Annotated in this window: 18 protein-coding genes, 1 tRNA gene and 2 pseudogenes; 13 read left to right on the top strand and 8 right to left on the bottom strand. The window is 33.5% G+C overall.

The genetic code is table 11. The features are described 5' to 3' along the window. Positions 1 to 941: 941 nt before the first annotated feature. The 4 genes from J3U27_RS09250 to gpt are packed head-to-tail and all read right to left on the bottom strand — an operon-like array spanning position 942 to position 4,187. Positions 942 to 1,232: a hypothetical protein gene (locus tag J3U27_RS09250; protein ID WP_065734059.1), complete on the bottom strand. Its 291-nt coding sequence runs from the start codon at positions 1,230 to 1,232 to the stop codon at positions 942 to 944. Positions 1,233 to 1,244: 12 nt separating this feature from the next. Continuing rightward, a complete protein-coding gene (proB, locus tag J3U27_RS09245; RefSeq protein ID WP_065563543.1) occupies positions 1,245 to 2,354 on the bottom strand; it encodes a glutamate 5-kinase in 1,110 nt (369 codons plus the stop codon). A gap of 26 nt (positions 2,355 to 2,380) precedes the next feature. Next, positions 2,381 to 3,634 carry an esterase FrsA gene (frsA, locus tag J3U27_RS09240; RefSeq protein WP_267377306.1) on the bottom strand — a complete coding sequence of 418 codons (1,254 nt, stop codon included), beginning with the start codon at positions 3,632 to 3,634 and terminating at the stop codon, positions 2,381 to 2,383. A gap of 22 nt (positions 3,635 to 3,656) precedes the next feature. Next, complete coding sequence (gene gpt, locus J3U27_RS09235; protein WP_081299561.1) at positions 3,657 to 4,187, bottom strand: xanthine phosphoribosyltransferase; 531 nt, start codon at positions 4,185 to 4,187, stop codon at positions 3,657 to 3,659. 150 nt (positions 4,188 to 4,337) lie between these two features. On the opposite strand from gpt, the gene J3U27_RS09230 reads away from it, so the two are divergent. The 6 genes and pseudogenes from J3U27_RS09230 to serC all read left to right on the top strand — a co-directional run bounded on the left by J3U27_RS09230 (position 4,338) and on the right by serC (position 12,054). After that, positions 4,338 to 5,801: an aminoacyl-histidine dipeptidase gene (locus J3U27_RS09230; RefSeq protein ID WP_065563516.1), complete on the top strand. Its 1,464-nt coding sequence runs from the start codon at positions 4,338 to 4,340 to the stop codon at positions 5,799 to 5,801. Positions 5,802 to 5,988: 187 nt separating this feature from the next. After that, a complete protein-coding gene (gene argC / locus J3U27_RS09225; protein ID WP_065734062.1) occupies positions 5,989 to 6,999 on the top strand; it encodes an N-acetyl-gamma-glutamyl-phosphate reductase in 1,011 nt (336 codons plus the stop codon). A 59-nt stretch (positions 7,000 to 7,058) separates the two neighbouring features. Continuing rightward, entirely contained in the window at positions 7,059 to 7,838 is a 780-nt protein-coding gene (gene argB, locus J3U27_RS09220) for an acetylglutamate kinase (RefSeq protein ID WP_065734063.1), read from the top strand. A 107-nt stretch (positions 7,839 to 7,945) separates the two neighbouring features. Further along, a pseudogene (locus J3U27_RS09215) lies at positions 7,946 to 9,163 on the top strand (argininosuccinate synthase); the annotation flags it as partial. A gap of 282 nt (positions 9,164 to 9,445) precedes the next feature. Continuing rightward, the gene (argH, locus tag J3U27_RS09210; protein ID WP_220226003.1) at positions 9,446 to 10,822 is read left to right on the top strand and encodes an argininosuccinate lyase; all 1,377 of its coding nucleotides are present in this window, start codon (positions 9,446 to 9,448) and stop codon (positions 10,820 to 10,822) included. Between the two features lie 152 nt (positions 10,823 to 10,974). After that, on the top strand, positions 10,975 to 12,054 hold the full coding sequence (gene serC / locus J3U27_RS09205) for a 3-phosphoserine/phosphohydroxythreonine transaminase (RefSeq protein WP_267330765.1): 1,080 nt from the start codon (positions 10,975 to 10,977) through the stop codon (positions 12,052 to 12,054). Positions 12,055 to 12,111: 57 nt separating this feature from the next. Here serC and J3U27_RS09200 read toward each other — a convergent pair whose 3' ends face one another. Further along, positions 12,112 to 12,471, bottom strand: a complete 360-nt coding sequence (locus J3U27_RS09200) for a DUF4156 domain-containing protein (RefSeq protein WP_065734066.1) — start codon at positions 12,469 to 12,471, stop codon at positions 12,112 to 12,114. Positions 12,472 to 12,690: 219 nt separating this feature from the next. On the opposite strand from J3U27_RS09200, the gene J3U27_RS09195 reads away from it, so the two are divergent. Then, positions 12,691 to 12,767, top strand: a tRNA-Ile gene (locus J3U27_RS09195). 91 nt (positions 12,768 to 12,858) lie between these two features. After that, positions 12,859 to 13,163: pseudogene (locus J3U27_RS09190) on the top strand (terminase TerL endonuclease subunit); the annotation flags it as partial. Here J3U27_RS09190 and J3U27_RS09185 read toward each other — a convergent pair. Next, positions 13,131 to 13,460 (bottom strand): hypothetical protein, encoded by a 330-nt coding sequence (locus J3U27_RS09185; RefSeq protein WP_267377304.1) that lies wholly within the window; start codon positions 13,458 to 13,460, stop codon positions 13,131 to 13,133. The pseudogene J3U27_RS09190 and the gene J3U27_RS09185 sit on opposite strands and share 33 nt — an antisense overlap. Positions 13,461 to 13,959: 499 nt before the next feature. Continuing rightward, entirely contained in the window at positions 13,960 to 14,283 is a 324-nt protein-coding gene (locus J3U27_RS09180; protein ID WP_267356632.1) for a YnfA family protein, read from the bottom strand. Between the two features lie 221 nt (positions 14,284 to 14,504). Here J3U27_RS09180 and J3U27_RS09175 point away from each other — a divergent pair, with 221 nt between their 5' ends. Further along, positions 14,505 to 14,867, top strand: coding sequence for a hypothetical protein (locus tag J3U27_RS09175; protein WP_267330766.1), 363 nt, complete (start codon positions 14,505 to 14,507; stop codon positions 14,865 to 14,867). Positions 14,868 to 15,215: 348 nt separating this feature from the next. Continuing rightward, entirely contained in the window at positions 15,216 to 15,824 is a 609-nt protein-coding gene (locus tag J3U27_RS09170) for a hypothetical protein (RefSeq protein ID WP_267377302.1), read from the top strand. 282 nt (positions 15,825 to 16,106) lie between these two features. Here the strand turns inward: J3U27_RS09170 and J3U27_RS09165 are convergent, their stop codons facing one another. Further along, positions 16,107 to 17,009 carry an AraC family transcriptional regulator gene (locus J3U27_RS09165; protein ID WP_267338670.1) on the bottom strand — a complete coding sequence of 301 codons (903 nt, stop codon included), beginning with the start codon at positions 17,007 to 17,009 and terminating at the stop codon, positions 16,107 to 16,109. 247 nt (positions 17,010 to 17,256) lie between these two features. Here J3U27_RS09165 and J3U27_RS09160 point away from each other — a divergent pair, with 247 nt between their 5' ends. From J3U27_RS09160 to J3U27_RS09150, 3 genes are all read left to right on the top strand, one after another. After that, on the top strand, positions 17,257 to 17,877 hold the full coding sequence (locus tag J3U27_RS09160) for a carboxymuconolactone decarboxylase family protein (protein WP_267377301.1): 621 nt from the start codon (positions 17,257 to 17,259) through the stop codon (positions 17,875 to 17,877). Positions 17,878 to 17,978: 101 nt separating this feature from the next. Then, on the top strand, positions 17,979 to 18,410 hold the full coding sequence (locus J3U27_RS09155; RefSeq protein ID WP_267377300.1) for a cupin domain-containing protein: 432 nt from the start codon (positions 17,979 to 17,981) through the stop codon (positions 18,408 to 18,410). Positions 18,411 to 18,452: 42 nt separating this feature from the next. Beyond that, the gene (locus tag J3U27_RS09150; protein WP_267377299.1) at positions 18,453 to 19,472 is read left to right on the top strand and encodes an alpha/beta hydrolase; all 1,020 of its coding nucleotides are present in this window, start codon (positions 18,453 to 18,455) and stop codon (positions 19,470 to 19,472) included. Positions 19,473 to 19,643 lie beyond the last annotated feature (171 nt).

Here is a 19,643-nt window from a genome sequence, read left to right as displayed (position 1 = left end):
TAATTCTTATTTATAAAACTTATAGAATAAATAATAGAGCTAAAGAGGTATGAGCTGTCACCTTAAACAAATTTTGCTAATAGGAATCAATTTATTCCAACAATAATGTATTTTTCAGGCGATTGTCAAATATGAAGCTTAAAAGCAAGCTGAGATATGAAGGTATTTAATGTAAAAAAGAAACCAATATAGCCAGTAAACAAATCTATTATAAAGGCTGTAATATATAAGTTAATAATGTTCTCAAATTTGATCATCTATCGCCAATTTACACAATAGTTCTCAATGCTCATTAAGTAACTTTTAATTATGTTTTGCTAAAAAGCTGTAACCAATAGTTAAGTATTTAAATTAATGATTTATATCACTTAATAATAATTAATTTTAATTACAGCATTGGCAATTTATTATAAATTCATAAAATAAACTTTTGAATTAATAAAAAAAGGTATGGGTAAAGATACCTTTTTTGCATAAAGTTAAAATTTTATAGTTTATATTTCTTTATCTTTCAGAATGATATGTAACGTGCTTAAAAGTTTCTCTTTTTCCGCGTCTTCCATAACTGATAAAGGTATATTTACAGTGTATTGCTTGTTACTAATATTATTTATGTAATTGATGACAACTTTATTATATTTATAACTAACTGATGTGATTTCCTTAAAAAGTATGCTTACACTACTTCTTATTGGAGCAGCAGGTCGATAAGTTATAAAGTCTTCCCCAATTGAAATATAAACCAAATTGTATTGCCAAAAAACACGAATAATTATTAATATGGGCAATCCTATACTTATCTTTAGATTACCTGGTAAAGACAAAGACACGAAAAAGATAACTATACTTAATATAATTAAAAGTATGATGTGTCGTCGAGCATGAAAACATTTTATATTTTGAGAGTCCATTTTTATCCTTAAAATTAATATCCAATTTTTCTATAAATTACGTCTTTCTTCTAATGTTTTTTCATTAGCTTTGTTAATTATTTTTCTTCCACCAAAAATCCCTATTAAACCTAAAGGGATAAAGAGTATACTGCCAATAATAATTAAAGTACCTGCTAATTTTTGATTATTTTTGGCAAATAAAATGCCTAGGGTACTTATTAATGCAGATATTATGACTAACGGTAATAACATTTGATAAGCTGAGTTGTTTAGTGAATTCAAGTAAACAATTAATACACCTAACCAGTTGACTATTACGCCACCTATAGCTAGTTCCATTTAACCTCCTTATTATTTGATAATCATATCATTCCGATGTACGGCTACAGATCCATATTCATAGCCAATAATTTGACTAATTTCTTGTGAGTGATGTCCTGCTATTTGTTTTAGCGCATCACTATTATAACGGCTTACACCTCGTGCGATTTGTTTTCCTGACTTATCACAGATATTTATTACTTCTCCCCGCGAAAAATCTTTTTCAACCGCTATAATTCCTTTTGGTAAGAGCGAACTACCATTATTCAAAATAGCATTTATAGCACCATCATCAACTAACACTTTTCCTGCATTAGGTGCACCATATAGCCAATGTTTACGATGCTCTAATGGGGTTTTCTGTGGTAAAAAACGCGTGCCTACCGATTGATTATTGACTGCATCAATAATCACATTTTCTTTATTCCCAGCTGCAATTATTACTTCTATTCCTGCACTACCTGCTACTTCAGCTGCTTGAATTTTTGTGCTCATACCACCGGTTCCCAGCCCTGAAACACTATCACCAGCTATGTTTCGTAAACTTTCATCAATATGAGAAACTTCTTTTATTAATTGAGCATTGGTATCAGATCTTGGATCGGCAGTATATAATCCTTCAATATCTGTCAGTAATATGAGTTTATCGGCTTCCGCTAAAATTGCCGCTAGTGCTGATAGGTTATCATTATCACCCACTTTAATTTCGGCTGTAGCTACGGCGTCATTCTCATTGATGACAGGCACAATATGATTATCTAGCATCGCTTTTAGAACATCTTGTGCATTTAAAAAGCGTTCACGATCTTCTAAGTCAGCTCGTGTCAGTAACATTTGTCCAATAAAAATTTTATATATTGAAAACAGCTGTTCCCAAAGCTGGATAAGTTTACTTTGCCCAACAGAAGCAAGTAATTGTTTTGATGCAACAGTATTTGGAAGGTTAGGGAAGTTTAGATACTCTCGACCAGCAGCAATTGCTCCCGATGTAACTATTATAATTTTGTGACCAATTTGATGTAAATAAGAGCATTGCCGAATCAGTTCAACTATTCGAGCACGATCTAACTGTTTAGTTCCACCAGTTAAAACACTGGTACCTAACTTAATAACGACAGTTTGCTTTTTTTTATTAGTCATAGCAATAATCTTATTTAAATCATCTCTTACAAAATAGATTCCATCCATTTAACTGATTGAGTTAAGGCATTTTGTAAGCCTTTTTGTAATGGTGTTTTAGGAATAGTCACAATTTTGCTTTGCTTTGAAGATTGAATTAATTTTGCTTCAGTTAAATTACTTAACTTATCATCTTCAAAGATGACATTCATAATTGGCACAGGACAAGAATGAGTTAATAATCCCTGGTTTTTTAGAGAAAAGTAATTTAATTCAGCAGCTAACTGCTGATTTGAAACTGATGTTAAACCTAATCGACAAGCTAGCATATCCTTATAACAATTTGGTAGATTCTGTTGTAAGGTTTTATCAACAAATATTTGATGTACAAAAGGTGTAAAGTTGAAAAGTCCTTTTATTTTATTTGGCATTAAATAAGCAAGACGTGTAGCAATGTGTGAACCAAAACGGAATCCTGCCACAATTACACGATTGCTATCAACCCAAGGTACTGTCGCTAGTTGTTCAATTATAGCTTGATGAATTTGGCTACTATTTTGTGTTAATACAAAATTTCGACTAAAGCCCACTGTTGGCAAATCGACTGTTAGCATTGCAAAACCTTGTGGCGCTAGGTATTCACTAAAGTAGCGATAATAGTCGATTTGTAAATTACCTAATGCATTACAGACTAACACGACAGGGCATACGCCATCACAGTTCTTAGGTAAATGTAAAATTGTTTTAACACTGCGATTTTCAACTTTAAATTCTATCTGTTTTGTCGTGTAAGGCGAAAACTCAAGTGCTTTTATATAAGATTGATATGCACAAGTTTGTGCATACATGGCAAGCTCATCATTTTTAAAATGAGGATAGCTAGCAATACTAGCAAATTCACTTGCAATTAAATAATCTTGATGTAAGTTATTTTTTGCTTCTTCAGATAAGTCAGATTGATCTATTGAATCCGCTTTAGCTTGCCATTTTGCAGCTTGATTTAAAAACTCATAAATCCAATTGCCAGGTTGATAACCAATAACCGAATCTAACCACTTTTCATTGGTATGACGTTTAGTCGAAATTGCGATTTGCGATAAAACTTCTTCGATTTCCAATTTCGGTAAGCCACGCCAAAACCATAGGATAGGATTAATGATTCGGTACCATTTTGAATCTACTTCACCATCAAATGGACTAATACTGCTACCATCGCTACTATCTAACCGATTGATTAGCGATGATGTTTCAGGATAATCATATTGTGGTTTAAATATCTTTTCAGAAAGGTTTTCAGTCATAGCAACCTTATTAAATTAATTATTAATGATCACTAAGTGGCTTAACAAACATAACGCCAGTATCCCATGGCTGTTCGATCCAAGTATCTTGAGCGATATCGACAACATAATCATCAACTAATGGTTTGCCAGCAGGTTTAGCAAAAATAGTTACAAAGTGAGCCTTTGGATACATTTCACGAATAGTATGAGCTGTGCTTCCGGTATCAACTAAATCGTCAACAACAATAAAGCCTTCGCCATCACCTTTCGCTTCTTTTAAAATTAGTTTTTCACGTTGATGATCGTGGTCATAACTTGAAATACAAACGGTATCGACATAACGAATGCTAAGTTCACGAGCTAGAATAGCCGCAGGAACTAAGCCTCCACGACTAACGGCAATGATGCCTTTCCATTGTTTGGCGGGTAATAATCTTTCAGAAAGTTGACGACCATAAGCTTGAAGCATTTCCCAAGTAACGTTGAATTTTTTCTTTTCAGCGATGAGCTCTGCTTTATGCTGTTTTTTGGCTTTGATTTCTTCTTCTGTTAAAGTTTGTTCTATTGACATGTGTAACCTGCAATTTTAATCGAATAAACGAATTTAATAAATTAATATTAATGGACTTGAAATAGATGTAAAATTGCACCTTATTATAGAGTGATTAGATAAAAAAAACCACTGATTAATTTGTTACCTAGCTAATACTGAGGATAAATTATGCTATCAACCCTAAATCCAAAATTTGTTTGGCAGATTTTTAATGATATTTGTAACATTCCCCATCCTTCTCATCATGAACAAATGATAACCAAATATATTGTCGATTTTGCAGCAACCCATCACATTGATTGTCAGCTTGATAAAGCTGGAAACATTTTATTGAGCAAAACCGCAACTAAAGGTATGGAAAATTGCCCATCTATTGCTTTACAAGCCCATATGGATATGGTTCCTCAAAAAAACGAAGGTACAGAGCATGATTTTCTAATTGATCCAATCCAAGCTTATATAGACGATGAATGGGTTAAAGCAAAAGGTACAACATTAGGTGCTGACAATGGTGTAGGGCTTGCATCTGCTCTAGCTGTATTAATTGATCCATCTGTCGAACACGGTCCTCTTGAAGTTTTAGTTACGACTTCTGAAGAGACTGGTATGCATGGTGCTTTTGGTCTTCAACCGAATTGGTTAAAAAGCCGTTATCTCATTAATACTGATTCTGAAGATGAAGGTGAGATATTTACTGGTTGTGCAGGCGGTATAGACTTCTCAATGAATTTTACAATTACATACGCGGTTATGCCGGAGATTCACGATTGCTATGTACAACTTTCTCTAAAAGGTTTGAAAGGTGGACATTCAGGTTGTGATATCCATCTTGGGCGAGGGAATGCCATAAAATTAATGGCAAGATTGCTAGCTCAATACGCACAAGATATCTCATTTAGATTAGCTGATATTCGAGGCGGTTCATTACGTAATGCAATCCCTCGTGAAGCTTTTGCTGAATTAACTTTAAGCAAGCAAGATTTGCCTAAGTTAGAAGCAATTGTTAAACAATACCAATCAGTATTACAAAATGAATTTAGACAGATTGAACCAGATATTGAATTAACTTTAAAAGAAGTGAAAACGGATAAAGTTAAAAGAGTTATCGCGATTGATCAACAAAACAAAATCATCAATATTTTAAACACTGCGCCTAATGGTGTTGTCAGCATGAGCAAAGAGATCCATGGTGTGGTTGAAACTTCTTTAAATCTAGGCATTGTCAATATTAGTGACAATCAGTTAAGTGTAAACTTTTTAATTCGTTCTCAAGTTGATAGCGCAAAAGATGCGGTTGTTTCAACGTTAATATCATTAAGCCAATTAGTAAATGCTAATTATGAAATCAGTGGTGGTTATTCAGGTTGGGAACCTAATTTGAATTCTAGACTACTACAATTAGCTAAAGATAAGTACTTAGAAATTTTTTCAAAGCAAGCAAAAATTATGGTGATCCATGCTGGTTTAGAATGCGGTTTATTTAAACAGTCTTATCCATATATGGATATGATTTCAATTGGACCAACTATAGTTTCACCTCATTCACCTGATGAAAAAGTTAATATTCATAGTGTATATCGTTATTGGGAATTATTAATTGCGATCTTAAAATCGGCTTGTTATTTGAAATAAAAATTGCGGTTCCTCCTTTTGATTGATTAGAGAGGAGGAATCATCCGACTTATTAGCTTTACTAAAGATCGACTAATTTGAAAATAAATTCACTAAAAGTGAATAAAAATGCATTTTATGCTTGCTTTGTTTTTTCAGAAAGCCTACTATACTACCAAAAAAAACTTAGTGATAGATAAGGAAAGGTATGTTAAAAGCAATAGTTGTCGGAGCAAGTGGTTATGCAGGTGCAAAACTAGCATATTATTTAACAAAGCATCCAAATATTGAGTTAGTCGCGTTAACCGTATCTGAAAATAGTCGTGATGGTGGAAAGTTAATCTCGGACTATGATTTATATCCTCAATTGAAAGGTGTAGTTGATCTCCCCTTAATTGCAACCGCCGACTATTCATCTCTTATTCATGATATTGATATTGTTTTTTTAGCAACAGAACATTCAGTTAGTCACGATATCGCACCTTATTTTTTAGACAAAGGATGCACAGTATTCGACTTATCTGGCGCATTTCGTGTCAATTCATCCTCTTTTTATACTCAATTTTATGGTTTTGAGCATCAACATAAACAGTGGCTTGAGAAGGCAGTTTATGGATTAGCTGAATGGAATTATGAGGCTATAAAACAAGCTCAGTTGATTGCAGTTCCTGGCTGTTATCCAACAGCATCCCAACTGCCTTTAAAACCGTTGATTGAAGAAGATTTGTTAGACAAAAGTCAATGGCCTATTATCAATGCTGTAAGTGGTGTAAGTGGCGCTGGACGAAAACCTTCGACTAACAATTTATTTTGTGAAGTGAGTTTACATGCTTATGGCTTATTTACACATCGTCATCAACCTGAAATTGCAACACACTTAGGCCAAGAAGTTATCTTTACGCCTCACCTAGGATGTTTCAAACAAGGCATTCATGCCACTATTACCTGTATGGTAAAGAAAGGCGTAACATCTGATGATATTCGTAACGCATTAAATAAATATTATCAAAATAAACCTTTAATTAGGGTTTACCAAAAACATTGGCCAGCATTAAAATCAGTAATAGATCTGCCATATTGCGATATTGGTTTTGTACTAAAAGGGCAACATCTGATTTTAATTTCAGTTGAAGATAATTTATTAAAAGGTGCAGCAGCACAAGCGGTACAGTGTATGAATATTCGATTTGGCTTTGATGAAACTACAGCCTTATTATAAATACTCATTTGTTAATAATATTAATCAAGTGACTTTGTTTAAATGGATAGGGAATAAAAATGAAACCATTAATTATTAAGTTTGGCGGTGTATTACTCGATAACAAAGATGCGTTAAGTAAATTATTCATTATTATTAGCGAATATAAAAAGAATTTTAATAGGCCTTTAATTATTGTTCATGGTGGTGGTAGTGTTGTTGACGCCTTAATGGATCGTCTTTCATTACCGGTAGTACGACGCAATGGTTTACGCGTTACACCCGCAGACCAGATTGATGTGATTGTAGGCAGTCTTGCAGGTAGTGCCAATACGACAATATTGTCAGAGGCAAAAAAATTACAAATATCAAGTATTGGACTCTGCTTAGCAGATGGTGATAGTGTCAAGGTTAAACAAATTTCTGAAGAGTTAGGGTATGTAGGCGAAGCTGAAATAGGTGATCCAACCTTAATCAATTTACTGCTTAATAATGGTTATTTACCGATTGTTAGTTCAATTGGCATTACTGATCAAGGCAAGATGATGAATGTGAATGCCGATCACGCTGCCGTTGCACTCGCAAAAACAATAGATGCAGATTTAATTTTATTATCTGATGTTGCCGGTGTTTTAGATGCTAACAAACAACGAATTGAATCATTAACGCAAGCAGAAGCTGATCACTTGATCGCACAAGGCATTATTACTGATGGCATGATTGTCAAAGTCAATTCGGCATTCGAAGCAGCAAAAACGCTTGGGCGACCAATTGATATAGCTAGTTGGAAAGAATCCGACAAACTTATTGAATTATTTAATGGAAAATCAGGAATAACAGGTACAAGAATTATTGCTTAAATATAAATCAGTTAGTATATTATTTGAGTATATTTTTTATTAAATATACTTAATTTAATCTTTAAATCATTTATTTTTTCGTCAGTAAATTTAAGAAAGGGTATAACATGAAAAAAAGTGCAACAAAAAAGGTGGTTTTAGCCTATTCAGGTGGATTAGATACATCAGCTATTATTCCATGGCTAAAAGAAAATTATGGCGGTTGTGAAGTTTACGCTCTAGTCGCTAACGTTGGTCAAGATCCTAAAGAGCTAAAAGATGTTGAGAAAAAAGCGAAAGCATCTGGAGCAGTAGCTTGTAAAGTTGTCGATTTACGAGAAGAATTTGTTAAAGATTATGTTTACCCTGTTTTAAAAACTGGCGCTTTATATGAAGGAACTTATTATCTTGGAACTTCAATGGCTCGCCCAATTATTGCTAAAGCCCAAGTTGAATATGCATTAGAAGTTGGTGCCGATACCCTTTGTCATGGAGCAACAGGTAAAGGTAATGACCAAGTTCGTTTCGAAACAACTTATACAGCTCTAGCACCACAACTTAAAGTTATTGCACCTTGGCGTGAATGGGATTTACGTTCGCGTGAAGCTTTAATTGATTACTTAAAAGTACGAAAAATTCCAACAACTGCAACCGTTGAAAAAATCTATAGTCGTGATGAAAATGCTTGGCACATCTCTACCGAGGGTGGTGTACTTGAAAGCACTTGGAATCAAGCCAACGCGGATTGTTGGGCATGGACTGTCTCACCAGAAGATGCACCCAATAAACCAGAACTTGTTACCATTGGTATAGAAAAAGGTGAAGTCGTTTCTGTTAATGGAAAGAAACTCTCTCCATATAACTGCGTAGCAACACTCAATAAAATTGGTGCTAAACATGGTGTTGGTCGAGTTGATATCATTGAAAATCGTTTGGTGGGTATCAAATCTCGCGGTTGTTATGAAACCCCAGGTGGTACAATCATGATGACTGCATTACGTGGTTTAGAACAATTAATTTTAGATCGTGATAGCTTCAAATGGCGTGAACAACTTGGTTTAGAAATGGCATACGTTGTTTATGATGGTCGTTGGTTTGCACCATATCGTCGCTCAATTCAAGCCGCTGCTGATGTATTAGCAGAAGATATGACAGGTGAAGTTGTAGTTAAACTCTACAAAGGTAGTGCAACAGCAGTTCAGAAAAAATCACCAAATAGCTTATATAGTGAAGAATTTGCGACTTTTGGTGAGGATGAAGTCTATGACCACAGTCATGCAGGTGGATTTATTCGCTTATTCTCATTATCTTCACGCATTCGAGCTCTAAATGAAGGTAAGAAAAAACGACCAGCTAAAAAAGCTACAGTTAAAAAAGATACAGCTAAAAAAACTGAAAAAACAGTCAAAAAAGTAGCTAAAGCTGATGCTAAAGCGACAGTTGCTCCAAAATCTAAAGTGAAAGCGAAAGCCAAAGCTAAAAAGTAAGTTTTAATGACTTTTTACTTAGATATAAAACACAATATATACAGACTTTGGTCTGTATATATTTTTTATAGTATTATTGATTTATCATTATTAAAAAAGCGATCAAACTAAAATCGCTTAGGATTAAAAATTGAGGTAATTATGGCATTATGGGGTGGGCGTTTTAGCCAAGCAGCAGATCAACGATTTAAACATTTTAATGATTCTCTACGCTTTGACTATCGGCTTGCGGAGCAAGATATCATTGGATCAATTGCATGGTCTAAAGCTTTGGTCACTGTTGACGTTTTATCTTATGATGAACAAAAAAAATTAGAAAAAGCTTTAAATGAATTATTAGAATCAGTACGGCAAAACCCAGAACAGATTCTACAAAGTGATGCGGAAGATATTCACAGTTGGGTAGAGCAAAAACTTATCGAAAAAATCGGTGATTTAGGTAAAAAATTACATACTGGTCGTAGCCGTAACGATCAATCAACAACCGATCTAAAATTATGGTGTAAAGATGAAATCGCTCATCTTATCACAGCTATCAATGAACTCAGAAAACGCTTAGTGCTTACCGCTGAACAGCATCAAGATGCAGTTATGCCTGGCTATACTCATCTACAACGCGCACAACCAGTCACTTTTGCTCATTGGTGTTTAGCGTATTATGAAATGCTAACACGTGATGAAAGCCGTTTACAAGATACACTTAAACGCTTGGATGTAAGCCCTCTAGGTTGTGGCGCTTTAGCTGGAACTGCTTATCCAATGGATCGCGATCAGCTAGCCGATTGGTTAGGTTTTGCAACAGCAACCAATAATAGTTTAGATTCAGTATCTGATAGAGATCATGTACTTGAATTACTCAATAATGCATCTATAGGAATGGTGCATTTATCTCGGTTTGCAGAAGACTTAATTATCTTCAATAGTGGTGAAGCAGATTTTGTTGAACTATCTGATCGTGTCACATCAGGATCATCATTAATGCCACAGAAAAAAAATCCTGATGCATTAGAACTTATTCGAGGAAAAATAGGGCGAGTTGTTGGTGCACTAACTGGCGCCATGATGACTTTTAAAGGCTTACCACTTGCTTACAATAAAGATCTACAGGAAGATAAAGAACATCTATTTGACGCACTTGATACTTGGCAAGAATGTTTAGACATGGCAGCGTTAGTTCTTGAAGATATTAAAATCAATTACCAAAATTGCCAAAATGCAGCTAAACAAGGCTACTCAAATGCAACAGAACTTGCTGATTATCTCGTTGCTAAAGGTATTCCATTTAGACAAGCTCATCACATTGTAGGTGAAGCCGTTGTTGGCGCGATAGCTAAGCAAAAAGCATTAGAAGAGTTAACGTTGGATGAATTAAAAGTCTATAGTGATGTTATTGAAGATGACGTTTATCCAATTTTATCACTCGAATCTTGCCTAGCTAAACGATCTGCTAAAGGAGGCGTATCGCCTAAACAAGTTAAATTGGCAATCGACAATGCTAAAAAACAGCTCTGTTTATAGTACTTTTTATTTTAAATACCGACTTTTGTCGGTATTTTTATGCTTCAAAAACCCCGTTCCTCAACTTTTTTTTGATAAAAATCTGTTTGTATATCGCTCAATAGAGTGTAAAAATAGATTTTCAATTTTTAGATGGATGAAAGTGAATTGCAATGAATAAAAGTTATAACTTTAGTGCAGGCCCAGCAAAACTTCCTGCAGATGTTTTAAAACAAGTACAAGCTGAATTATTAAATTGGCACAACACCGGCGCATCAGTAATGGAGTTAAGCCATCGCGGTAAAGATTTTGATGCATGTGCGATTGAAGCAACTAACGATCTTCGTGATATTTTAAATGTCCCTGAAAATTATAAAATTCTATTTTGCCAAGGTGGGGCTAGGGCACAATTTGCTGCTGTGCCAATGAATATTTCGGCAAAAAATGCTGATTACATTAACAGTGGCTATTGGAGCCAATGTGCAGCCAAAGAGGCAACCAAATACTGTAATGTGATTGAACAAAATGTGACAATTAAAAATCAAGGTATAACCTCAATTAAACCCATGTCCGAATGGCAACTAAGTGATAACAGTGATTATATCCATTATTGCCCTAATGAAACCATTGATGGGGTAGAGATATTCGAACAACCTAATTTTGGGGATAAAATCGTAGTTGCTGATTTATCATCTTGCATTTTATCGCAACCGATTGACGTAAGTCGCTATGGCATTATTTACGCGGGTGCGCAGAAAAATATTGGTCCTTCAGGAATCACAATTGTCATTGTTCGAGAAGATCTAATTGGACATGCTCAAAAAGCATTACCTTCCGTGTTAGATTATAAAATCTTAATGGATCATGACTCAATGTTTAACACACCACCTACATTTGCTTGGTACATGTCAGGTTTAGTCTTTAAATGGATTAAAAGCTTGGGTGGATTGAATGCAATGCAGCAACGAAATCAAGCTAAAGCAAAATTACTTTACCAATTTATCGATCAATCCGATTTTTATCGTAATACTGTGGCTATTGCTAATCGATCAATCATGAATGTCACCTTCTTATCACCAAATGAAGATCTCGATAAAAAGTTTGTTAGTGAAGCAACACAAGCAAATATCATTGGAATTAAAGGTCACCGAATTGCAGGTGGAATGAGGGCTTCGATTTATAATGCAATGGATATTGATGGAGTCAACTACCTAATAGACTTCATGAAACAATTTGAAAAACAAAATGGTTAGTTATATCGGCAAATAAAAAAGGGATACAGTAGTATCCCTTTTCTATTTTACATATTCTTATTTACAACTAAAGACTTCACCAGTCATCACAGCATCTGTCGGAGCAATATCTGAAACATATTGTAACGATGCATCTTGTGCGTTATAAATCACATTACCACCCATAGCAGCAGCTTTATTCATCAAATCATTAGCTGCATCACGAATCAACTCACTATGGGTTTTTAGACCAGAAAAGAAAGTACTACGGCGGCCTTCAGCTTTACCGATAAATTGGCAATTTGCTGCTGGTTTAGTATCAATAAACTGAACTTGTCGACCAGCTGAAGTGGCTTGATAATCTGAGCTACTACAACCATTTAAAAACAATGCAGAAGATAACGCTGCACTAATAAAAAGAATTTTCTTGATAGACATAATATTTCCCCAACCAATATAACGAGCATTAGTAATAATAATTTAGAACATTGTAGCAGGTTAATTAACTAAAAAATATCGCTTATTACAAATGATGAAATGATAATAGGTTTCAGTTTAATAATTAACCAAATCAACCTATTTAGTTAATTAAATGTAGCAAATTAATTTTAACTCTATTATAATCGCAACCCTACTAAGTCAGTAGCACATCCAAATGGCCCCTTAGCTCAGTTGGTCAGAGCAGTCGACTCATAATCGATTGGTCACTGGTTCAAGTCCAGTAGGGGCCACCATCACAAGAATCAAGTAAGATTAAAAACATTCAAAAAAGCTATTTCTAAGACGTTATTCATTGTTTATAACTTACGCACGCTATAGCTCAACATCAAAAAAACTGCAAAGGTATTTATCAGCCGTAAACGCATTAACACAATGGCGATCCTGCTCTCTCTTGGGCGGTTGGTAATGTGGTCATGGAAACCGATACCAATGCAAATATTAAGACCAATAAAGAGAAAGCAGCAAACAAGATTAATCCTGCTGTCGCTTTCCTGATGGCATTTGGTACTTACCTGCTTGAGTATGGCGAGATCGATATTCTCTTATCAGATGAACAAAGGCAAGCTTTGGCAGAGTTTAAGGGGATTGAGTTATACTTAACTTTTAATAATAGGTATTATAGTAAATAATACCATCATAACAACATATATAACTACAAGACATAACACCAGCTTATTATTTTTTAATCTAAGTCTTTTTATTTTCATATAAGTTGGAATAAACCAAATTCCCCAAGTGAAAATTAAAAGATAAAATGGAACTATCAGTGAAATACCATATAAAAGAGGTTTGTTGATGTTAGTAAAAATGATAAAACCCGTTATCAATATACATGGCATAGAACTATTTAATATAGTTAAAAAGTCTATGCAAAAACTTTCAGTTCCGATTAGAGCTTCTTTTAAACTTTGACGTTGTTTTTTCATTGTTAGTATTTCCTTGGTTGTTAGAATTTAATTATCATATTATTCAAATAAAATAAATTTACAATTAACCCCCCTTTTAACTCGTTTCCATTCTGTCATAATGAAAACACCTTATTTCATAATAATAAGTATAAAATTTATCATGTCATTAACCACATACAATAGTGTAATAATACGCTAATAATTAATTGATTTTTAATAATTAATTTTATTAGTGTTGTTAGTGTTATGAAATTGCAAAAAAGAAATTTTTCTTTTTACTTTTCAATTAGTAATGTTGAAATGATTTCTCAGTTAGAAATCGGCTAACATAGATTAATGTTATACGTTAAAAGGCGATTTTTTCATAATAATTTGATTAATAATATTATTTATTATTTGTATAGAAGCAATAGGAAGGCAACAACTTAAAAACTATATAGTTAACAAGCCATCTGTAACTGTTTTCTCATAATAATCTAATTATATAAATTCAATGTAATTTGATTCTTTCAACTTTTTATGTTCTCCAACCCAAAATAATAACTAGCGTTCCGAGTAGGATAATCATGGAGCCGATTAAATCAAAAGTTGATAGTTTGACATGATCGACTAACTTAAGCCAAATAATGGAAGCTACTACATAAATACCACCATATGTTGCATAAATTCGACCACTAGCTTCAGGGTGTAAAGTAAGTAACCAAGCAAATAACATAAGGCATAATGCCGCTGGTATTAGAAACCAGGCAGAAACCACTTTTTTAGCCCAAATATAAACAAAATAACAGCCTGAAATTTCAGCTAAAGCGGTAAATATAAATAACACGATAATTTTTATCATAATTAAATTAAGCTATCATTAATAAGTTTCAGATTAGTATAAACAATACTAGATTGGTTTGAACATTATTTCTGTTTTGTTTTTTATAGATTTTTAAAGTTTAACATGGGCGTTATTTATTAACCTATGTTAATATCGAATTAGTAAATTAAATGTAAGATTGATTTATGGTAGCAAAGAAAATTTTTAATTAAAATTAATAGTCAAAAAAGGAGATTTTTATGTTGAAAAGGACAATATTACTTTCGATATTATTTTCGACAGCTGCGCAAGCTAAATTTATTCATCCAATGGACTTTGATGGTTCAGATGCACAAAAGCAAGAAGTTATCGAATATATTAAGGATAACGTAAAAAAAGATTATTGTGAACAAATTGACATGTGCCAACCTTCCAATTTGAGAATGATGGAGCAAGAGAATTTAGATGCATTTAAAAAAGCGACTAAGGCCACAAATAGAAAAATAATGGATCAAGTAATTAAAGATTATTGTAATAGTGGTATAGATATGTGTAGTTATAGCACCATTCTAATGATGTATGAAGAAAACAATAAAGCTGATAAAGAGGAATTAACTTGGTAGATGTTTCATAATAGTACTCACAATAAAAAAATATTACATTAATGGTTATATTTGTAACCAATTGACTTTAAGATAGAATATTAAATTTCATTTATTGTTATATATAAAAGTGAATCAGAAATTCATGTATGAAAATCAATTTTTAAAAAAGCGGGGCGATTGATTGGATTATCAAGGTTTATGGTTTTAACACAAAATTAGGTCTAAGTACCGTTTAGACCTTAATGAATCTATTTTCTGATGGAATGTTGAGAAAGTTGGAAGAGGGTTCAACTTGGAAAAAGAATAAAATAGTCGATCAAGCGTTTTATGAATTTAAAGCTAGATTGATTTGATAGGAAATAACTAATGCGAGCATATAAGATCACGGTGAAGAAGGTTTTAATTTTTAGTTTAATAATTTTTGCCATCTATATCATTACTTTTCCTAATGATGATTCGCCTCCAAATCCAACAATGGTTGCTTTAGCCGGTATTTCCGTTATTTCATTTATTGTTTGTTGTTTGATTTTGTTAGTTCGAGGAATATGTGGAATAGGCAAGAAATTTTTAAATTATAAGGCGCACAAAAATTTAAATTTAGAAAAAGCATCGTCTCAAGACACTTCATTCAATTATTCAACCAATTCTGAAGATTCTGTTGATTACGAACAGCAAGAATTAGATTCTGATAATTTTAGAAATCACTTAACCACAATATGGAATTCAGACTTGTTTACGATTTCATTTAAACATTCCAACGTCAACAAAGAATTATTATTAGATAGAGTCCAAATAAATTCATCTAACGAGCTTTTTTTCACTGGTTACTGTTATGAAAGCAAAGATGAACGTACATTTAAAATTGAAGACTTCAAATCTTATATTCAATACGCAGGAAGAGAATACAGCCTACACCACTTTTTTACTAAAGTCCTTGAATTGGATTCAGAGTATGTTGAAAGACTGGGAGTTTAATTAAAAAGGTGGCTATTAAAATGGTTGGCTGATGGTTGAGGAGAATTGTTAGCTGAATACCAACAATCAGAATAACCCAGCCGATTTCTTTTTTTTCAAGCCTCTTGGCAGTTTATAGCCTCTATTTTTCTTATTTAAAATAGGGGGGAATATTAGGAAACTAATTAACAATAATTGCCACTGAAGTTACTAAAAGCAAATGAAACAAAATCGATAACAGCTAATATTTCCGCTGTATTTTCAACTAATCCCTGATCAAAAACACCACTCCTCAACTTTAATTTATCTTCGTTGAGAACCTTTGCGTATTTTTAGCACATCTTGCAAGGGTGTTTGGTTGAATAAGTTTTTATATTCTCGATTAAATTGTGTTGCACTTTCGTAACCGACTTTTAAACTCGCTTGAATCGCTGTCATATTCTCGCTGACCATTAAACGCCGGCCTTCATGTAATCTAAGTTGTTTTTGAAACTGCAATGGGCTTAAACTTGTTACTTTTTTAAAATGACGATAAAAGCTAGAGAGTGACATATTCGCTTGATTGGCTAGTTGTTCCATTTTTATCGGCTCTCTAAAATGTTCTTTTAGCCAATCTATCGTATTCGCAATACGATAACTTCTTGTTTCTGGCATACAAATTGATATTAGCGCTTCACCAAATGGACCGATTAAGAGTAGATAATGAATTTCTTTTACGATTAGTGGTGCTAAAACCGAAATTTGTTCAGGTTTATCCAGCAACTTAAGCAATCGATAAAAAGCATTGATTAGATCATCTTCAGCTTTAGAGATAATAATACCATTAAAACTTTGTTGCGAAGGTTTATTTAATTCCGGAAATTCTATTAATAACTCTTTAATTAAATTATTATCAATCAAAAGTGACAATGAAAGGAATGGGGCTTTCGTCGTCGCTTTTTTAATTGTATTTATCGTTGGAATATCAATCGAGGTTATAAGATAATCACCTTCTTTATAATGATAAAGTTTGGTGCCAAGCAGAGAGCTTTTTTCACCTTGTATTATCATTGTAATCATAGGATGATAAAAACAATTTTCTAAACAAATATCTTTATTTTTGCCGACTTCACGCCTATAAATGCCAAAGTTTTTAATTTGTGTTGGATAGTCCCCCACAGTTGGCATTCTTTTTAGCATTATTTTTTTAATTTCTTTTTTTAACATAGAGATTTCTCTATTTATTTAGATTTCTCTATTAGCATATGATTTCTGATAGGATTAGGCAACTTTTTGGCAGGATCGGCTCTATTGGATATTATTATCAGATCTTATAATAATAAAAAACGAAGTGAAATACATTAGCATCAGTATCTAATAAATTATCTATCATTTTTAGTCGCACTTAATAGTCAAAATCTAGGGTGGTTAGCAAAAGTTTGCAGTATTAACTAATTGTTTAAGGGCAAAGGCTATGAATATTTTTACACCAAAACAAGGATCGATTGTTACTATTTCCGCTTTAATGTCTAAAGGCGATATGATTGGCTTAAAGCAAGCTTTAATTGATGGATTGAATCAAGGATTAACCATCAATGAAATTAAAGAAATTTTAGTTCAACTTTATGCCTATGTAGGTTTTCCAAGAAGTTTAAATGGTTTGAGTGCCTTTAAAGCACTACTAGAAGAACGTCAAAAAGAAGGTATTACTGACACAGTTGGTTCTACTTCAGCACCATTACCGACTAATTTAAGCGCTTTAGAGTTGGGTACAAAAATTCAAACAAAAGTTGTAGGCAAACCGGTTACGGGTGGCATTATGGATTTTTCACCTACTATTGATCAATTTTTAAAAGCCCATCTTTTTGGCGATATTTTTGGTCGAGATATTTTAAGTTATGAAGATAGAGAGATAGCGACATTAGCTGCGCTATCAACCTTGCAAGGTGCCGATAGTCAGATTAAATCTCATGTTCAAATTGCGCAAAATGTCGGGGTATCTCCCACTCAATTAGATGGCATTGCGAATATTTTAAAATCAAAAATTGGTGAAATCGAATTTGAACGATTCAACCGTGCAGTAAAAGGCCAATAAAAAATTACAACCAAATGGATATAGTAAATATATCCATGTTTCACAAAATAAGTTTTATTACACAGATAGCTTTAAATCATTTCCTGACGAGGATAGTTATTATGAAAATAATCAGTCAATCTGAATTTGAAAAACATAATTTATTTGGACTGGGGGAGCCGAATGTAAATTATGCTAAATATTTTATTGGTCAATCCTATCTAAATTTATTAACAGCAAAGTCTCCCTTATTAGTTGCAAATGTCACATTTGAACCTGGCTGTCGAAATAATTGGCATATTCATCATGCATCACAAGGTGGGGGGCAAATTTTATTATGTATAGCTGGTAGCGGTTGGTATCAAAAATACGGGGATAAGCCAATAAGTTTAGAGCCCGGTATGGTTATCACCATTCCTGCGAATGTAAAACATTGGCATGGCGCTAAGATTGACTCATGGTTTAGCCATATCGCTATCGAAGTGCCGGGTGAGGATACCTATAATGAATGGTGTGAAGCGGTATCTGAAGAAGATTTCCAAAAATTATGCTAATTAACTAGATTTAAAACATTAATTTCAATGTGAGAGATTGACATGAATGATATACATTCTCAAATTACAGTTCCACATCAGACAATTCAGTTAGAACAACGTTGGGATAAGATTTTTCTACAAAGTGATAAAGTTGAGCATTTTAAAGTCACGTTTAAAAATCGTTATGGCATTACGCTTGCCGCAGATCTATATCGCCCAAAAAACAGCCCAGATAAATTATCTGCTATTGTTGTCGCAGGACCATTTGGCGCCGTAAAAGAGCAGGTATCAGGTTTTTATGCGCAAACTCTAGCAGAGCGAGGATTTATTGCTTTGGCATTTGATCCCTCTTTTACTGGTGAAAGCAGTGGATTACCGCGTAATCAAGCATCAGTTGAAATCAATACCGAAGATTTTAGTGCCGCTATCGATTATCTTGGATCTTTAGATTGCGTTGAGCGGGAGCACATTGGCATTTTGGGGATTTGTGGTTGGGGTGGTATGGCTTTAAATGCTTCATCAATTGATACTCGAATTAAAGCGGTAGCAACCGTTGTCATGTACGATATGAGTCGAGTTATTCCTAAAGGTTATAATGATAGCATGACAGAAGGGCAACGATTAGCAATGAAACAGTCATTGAATAATAGCCGCTGGGACGATTCACAAAATAGTTATGCCACATTGAATCCAAGAAACAATATTACCGTTGATCAAATCACGGATGAAACACCACAATTTATTGCAGATTATTCTCGTTTTTATACCACTAAACGTGGTTTTCATATTCGTTCTGTCAATTCAAATCCGAATGGTTCATGGGTGTTAAGTATGCCACTTTCATTTATTAATCAGTCGTTATTGAATCATGCCCATGAAATTGAGTGCCCAACATTAATTATCGCCGGTGAAAAAGCGCATTCTCGTTACTTTTCAGAAGATGCGTTTAAAATGGTTGGCAGTAAAAATAAAGAATTAATGATTATTCCTAATGCAGTGCATACTGATTTATATTATAATACCACCAATAAAATTCCCTTTGATAAATTAGAAACGTTTTTTAGCGCTAATTTATTATAAATTTTGGGGGCTAAAATATGGAAAAGCTTTGGCGTTAAAAGGCCATTAACGACAGAGCTTAAAAAGATTTTAAGATTTTTCGTTAAAAACATAGGTATTTATACCATCGATTATAAGAAAAATGAGATAATCGCTACGACTAAAATAGACAAACATCTTTGGTGATTGTTA

The organism is Gilliamella sp. B2911, from assembly GCF_026536965.1.
GTDB lineage: Bacteria > Pseudomonadota > Gammaproteobacteria > Enterobacterales > Orbaceae > Gilliamella > Gilliamella apicola_E.
This window is presented reverse-complemented; position numbering and strand designations above follow the sequence as displayed.

Excerpts from the sequence above, each read along its gene's own strand:
- J3U27_RS09160 (WP_267377301.1), top strand. The coding sequence starts at position 17,257 with ATGAATATTTTTACACCAAAACAAGGATCGATTGTTACTATTTCCGCT.
- J3U27_RS09175 (WP_267330766.1), top strand. The coding sequence starts at position 14,505 with ATGTTGAAAAGGACAATATTACTTTCGATATTATTTTCGACAGCTGCG.
- J3U27_RS09230 (WP_065563516.1), top strand. The coding sequence starts at position 4,338 with ATGCTATCAACCCTAAATCCAAAATTTGTTTGGCAGATTTTTAATGAT.
- argH (WP_220226003.1), top strand. The coding sequence starts at position 9,446 with ATGGCATTATGGGGTGGGCGTTTTAGCCAAGCAGCAGATCAACGATTT.
- proB (WP_065563543.1), bottom strand. The coding sequence starts at position 2,354 with ATGACTAATAAAAAAAAGCAAACTGTCGTTATTAAGTTAGGTACCAGT.
- argB (WP_065734063.1), top strand. The coding sequence starts at position 7,059 with ATGAAACCATTAATTATTAAGTTTGGCGGTGTATTACTCGATAACAAA.
- J3U27_RS09200 (WP_065734066.1), bottom strand. The coding sequence starts at position 12,471 with ATGTCTATCAAGAAAATTCTTTTTATTAGTGCAGCGTTATCTTCTGCA.
- J3U27_RS09170 (WP_267377302.1), top strand. The coding sequence starts at position 15,216 with ATGCGAGCATATAAGATCACGGTGAAGAAGGTTTTAATTTTTAGTTTA.
- J3U27_RS09250 (WP_065734059.1), bottom strand. The coding sequence starts at position 1,232 with ATGGAACTAGCTATAGGTGGCGTAATAGTCAACTGGTTAGGTGTATTA.
- gpt (WP_081299561.1), bottom strand. The coding sequence starts at position 4,187 with ATGTCAATAGAACAAACTTTAACAGAAGAAGAAATCAAAGCCAAAAAA.
- J3U27_RS09185 (WP_267377304.1), bottom strand. The coding sequence starts at position 13,460 with ATGAAAAAACAACGTCAAAGTTTAAAAGAAGCTCTAATCGGAACTGAA.
- argC (WP_065734062.1), top strand. The coding sequence starts at position 5,989 with ATGTTAAAAGCAATAGTTGTCGGAGCAAGTGGTTATGCAGGTGCAAAA.
- J3U27_RS09180 (WP_267356632.1), bottom strand. The coding sequence starts at position 14,283 with ATGATAAAAATTATCGTGTTATTTATATTTACCGCTTTAGCTGAAATT.
- J3U27_RS09155 (WP_267377300.1), top strand. The coding sequence starts at position 17,979 with ATGAAAATAATCAGTCAATCTGAATTTGAAAAACATAATTTATTTGGA.
- J3U27_RS09150 (WP_267377299.1), top strand. The coding sequence starts at position 18,453 with ATGAATGATATACATTCTCAAATTACAGTTCCACATCAGACAATTCAG.
- serC (WP_267330765.1), top strand. The coding sequence starts at position 10,975 with ATGAATAAAAGTTATAACTTTAGTGCAGGCCCAGCAAAACTTCCTGCA.
- J3U27_RS09165 (WP_267338670.1), bottom strand. The coding sequence starts at position 17,009 with ATGTTAAAAAAAGAAATTAAAAAAATAATGCTAAAAAGAATGCCAACT.
- frsA (WP_267377306.1), bottom strand. The coding sequence starts at position 3,634 with ATGACTGAAAACCTTTCTGAAAAGATATTTAAACCACAATATGATTAT.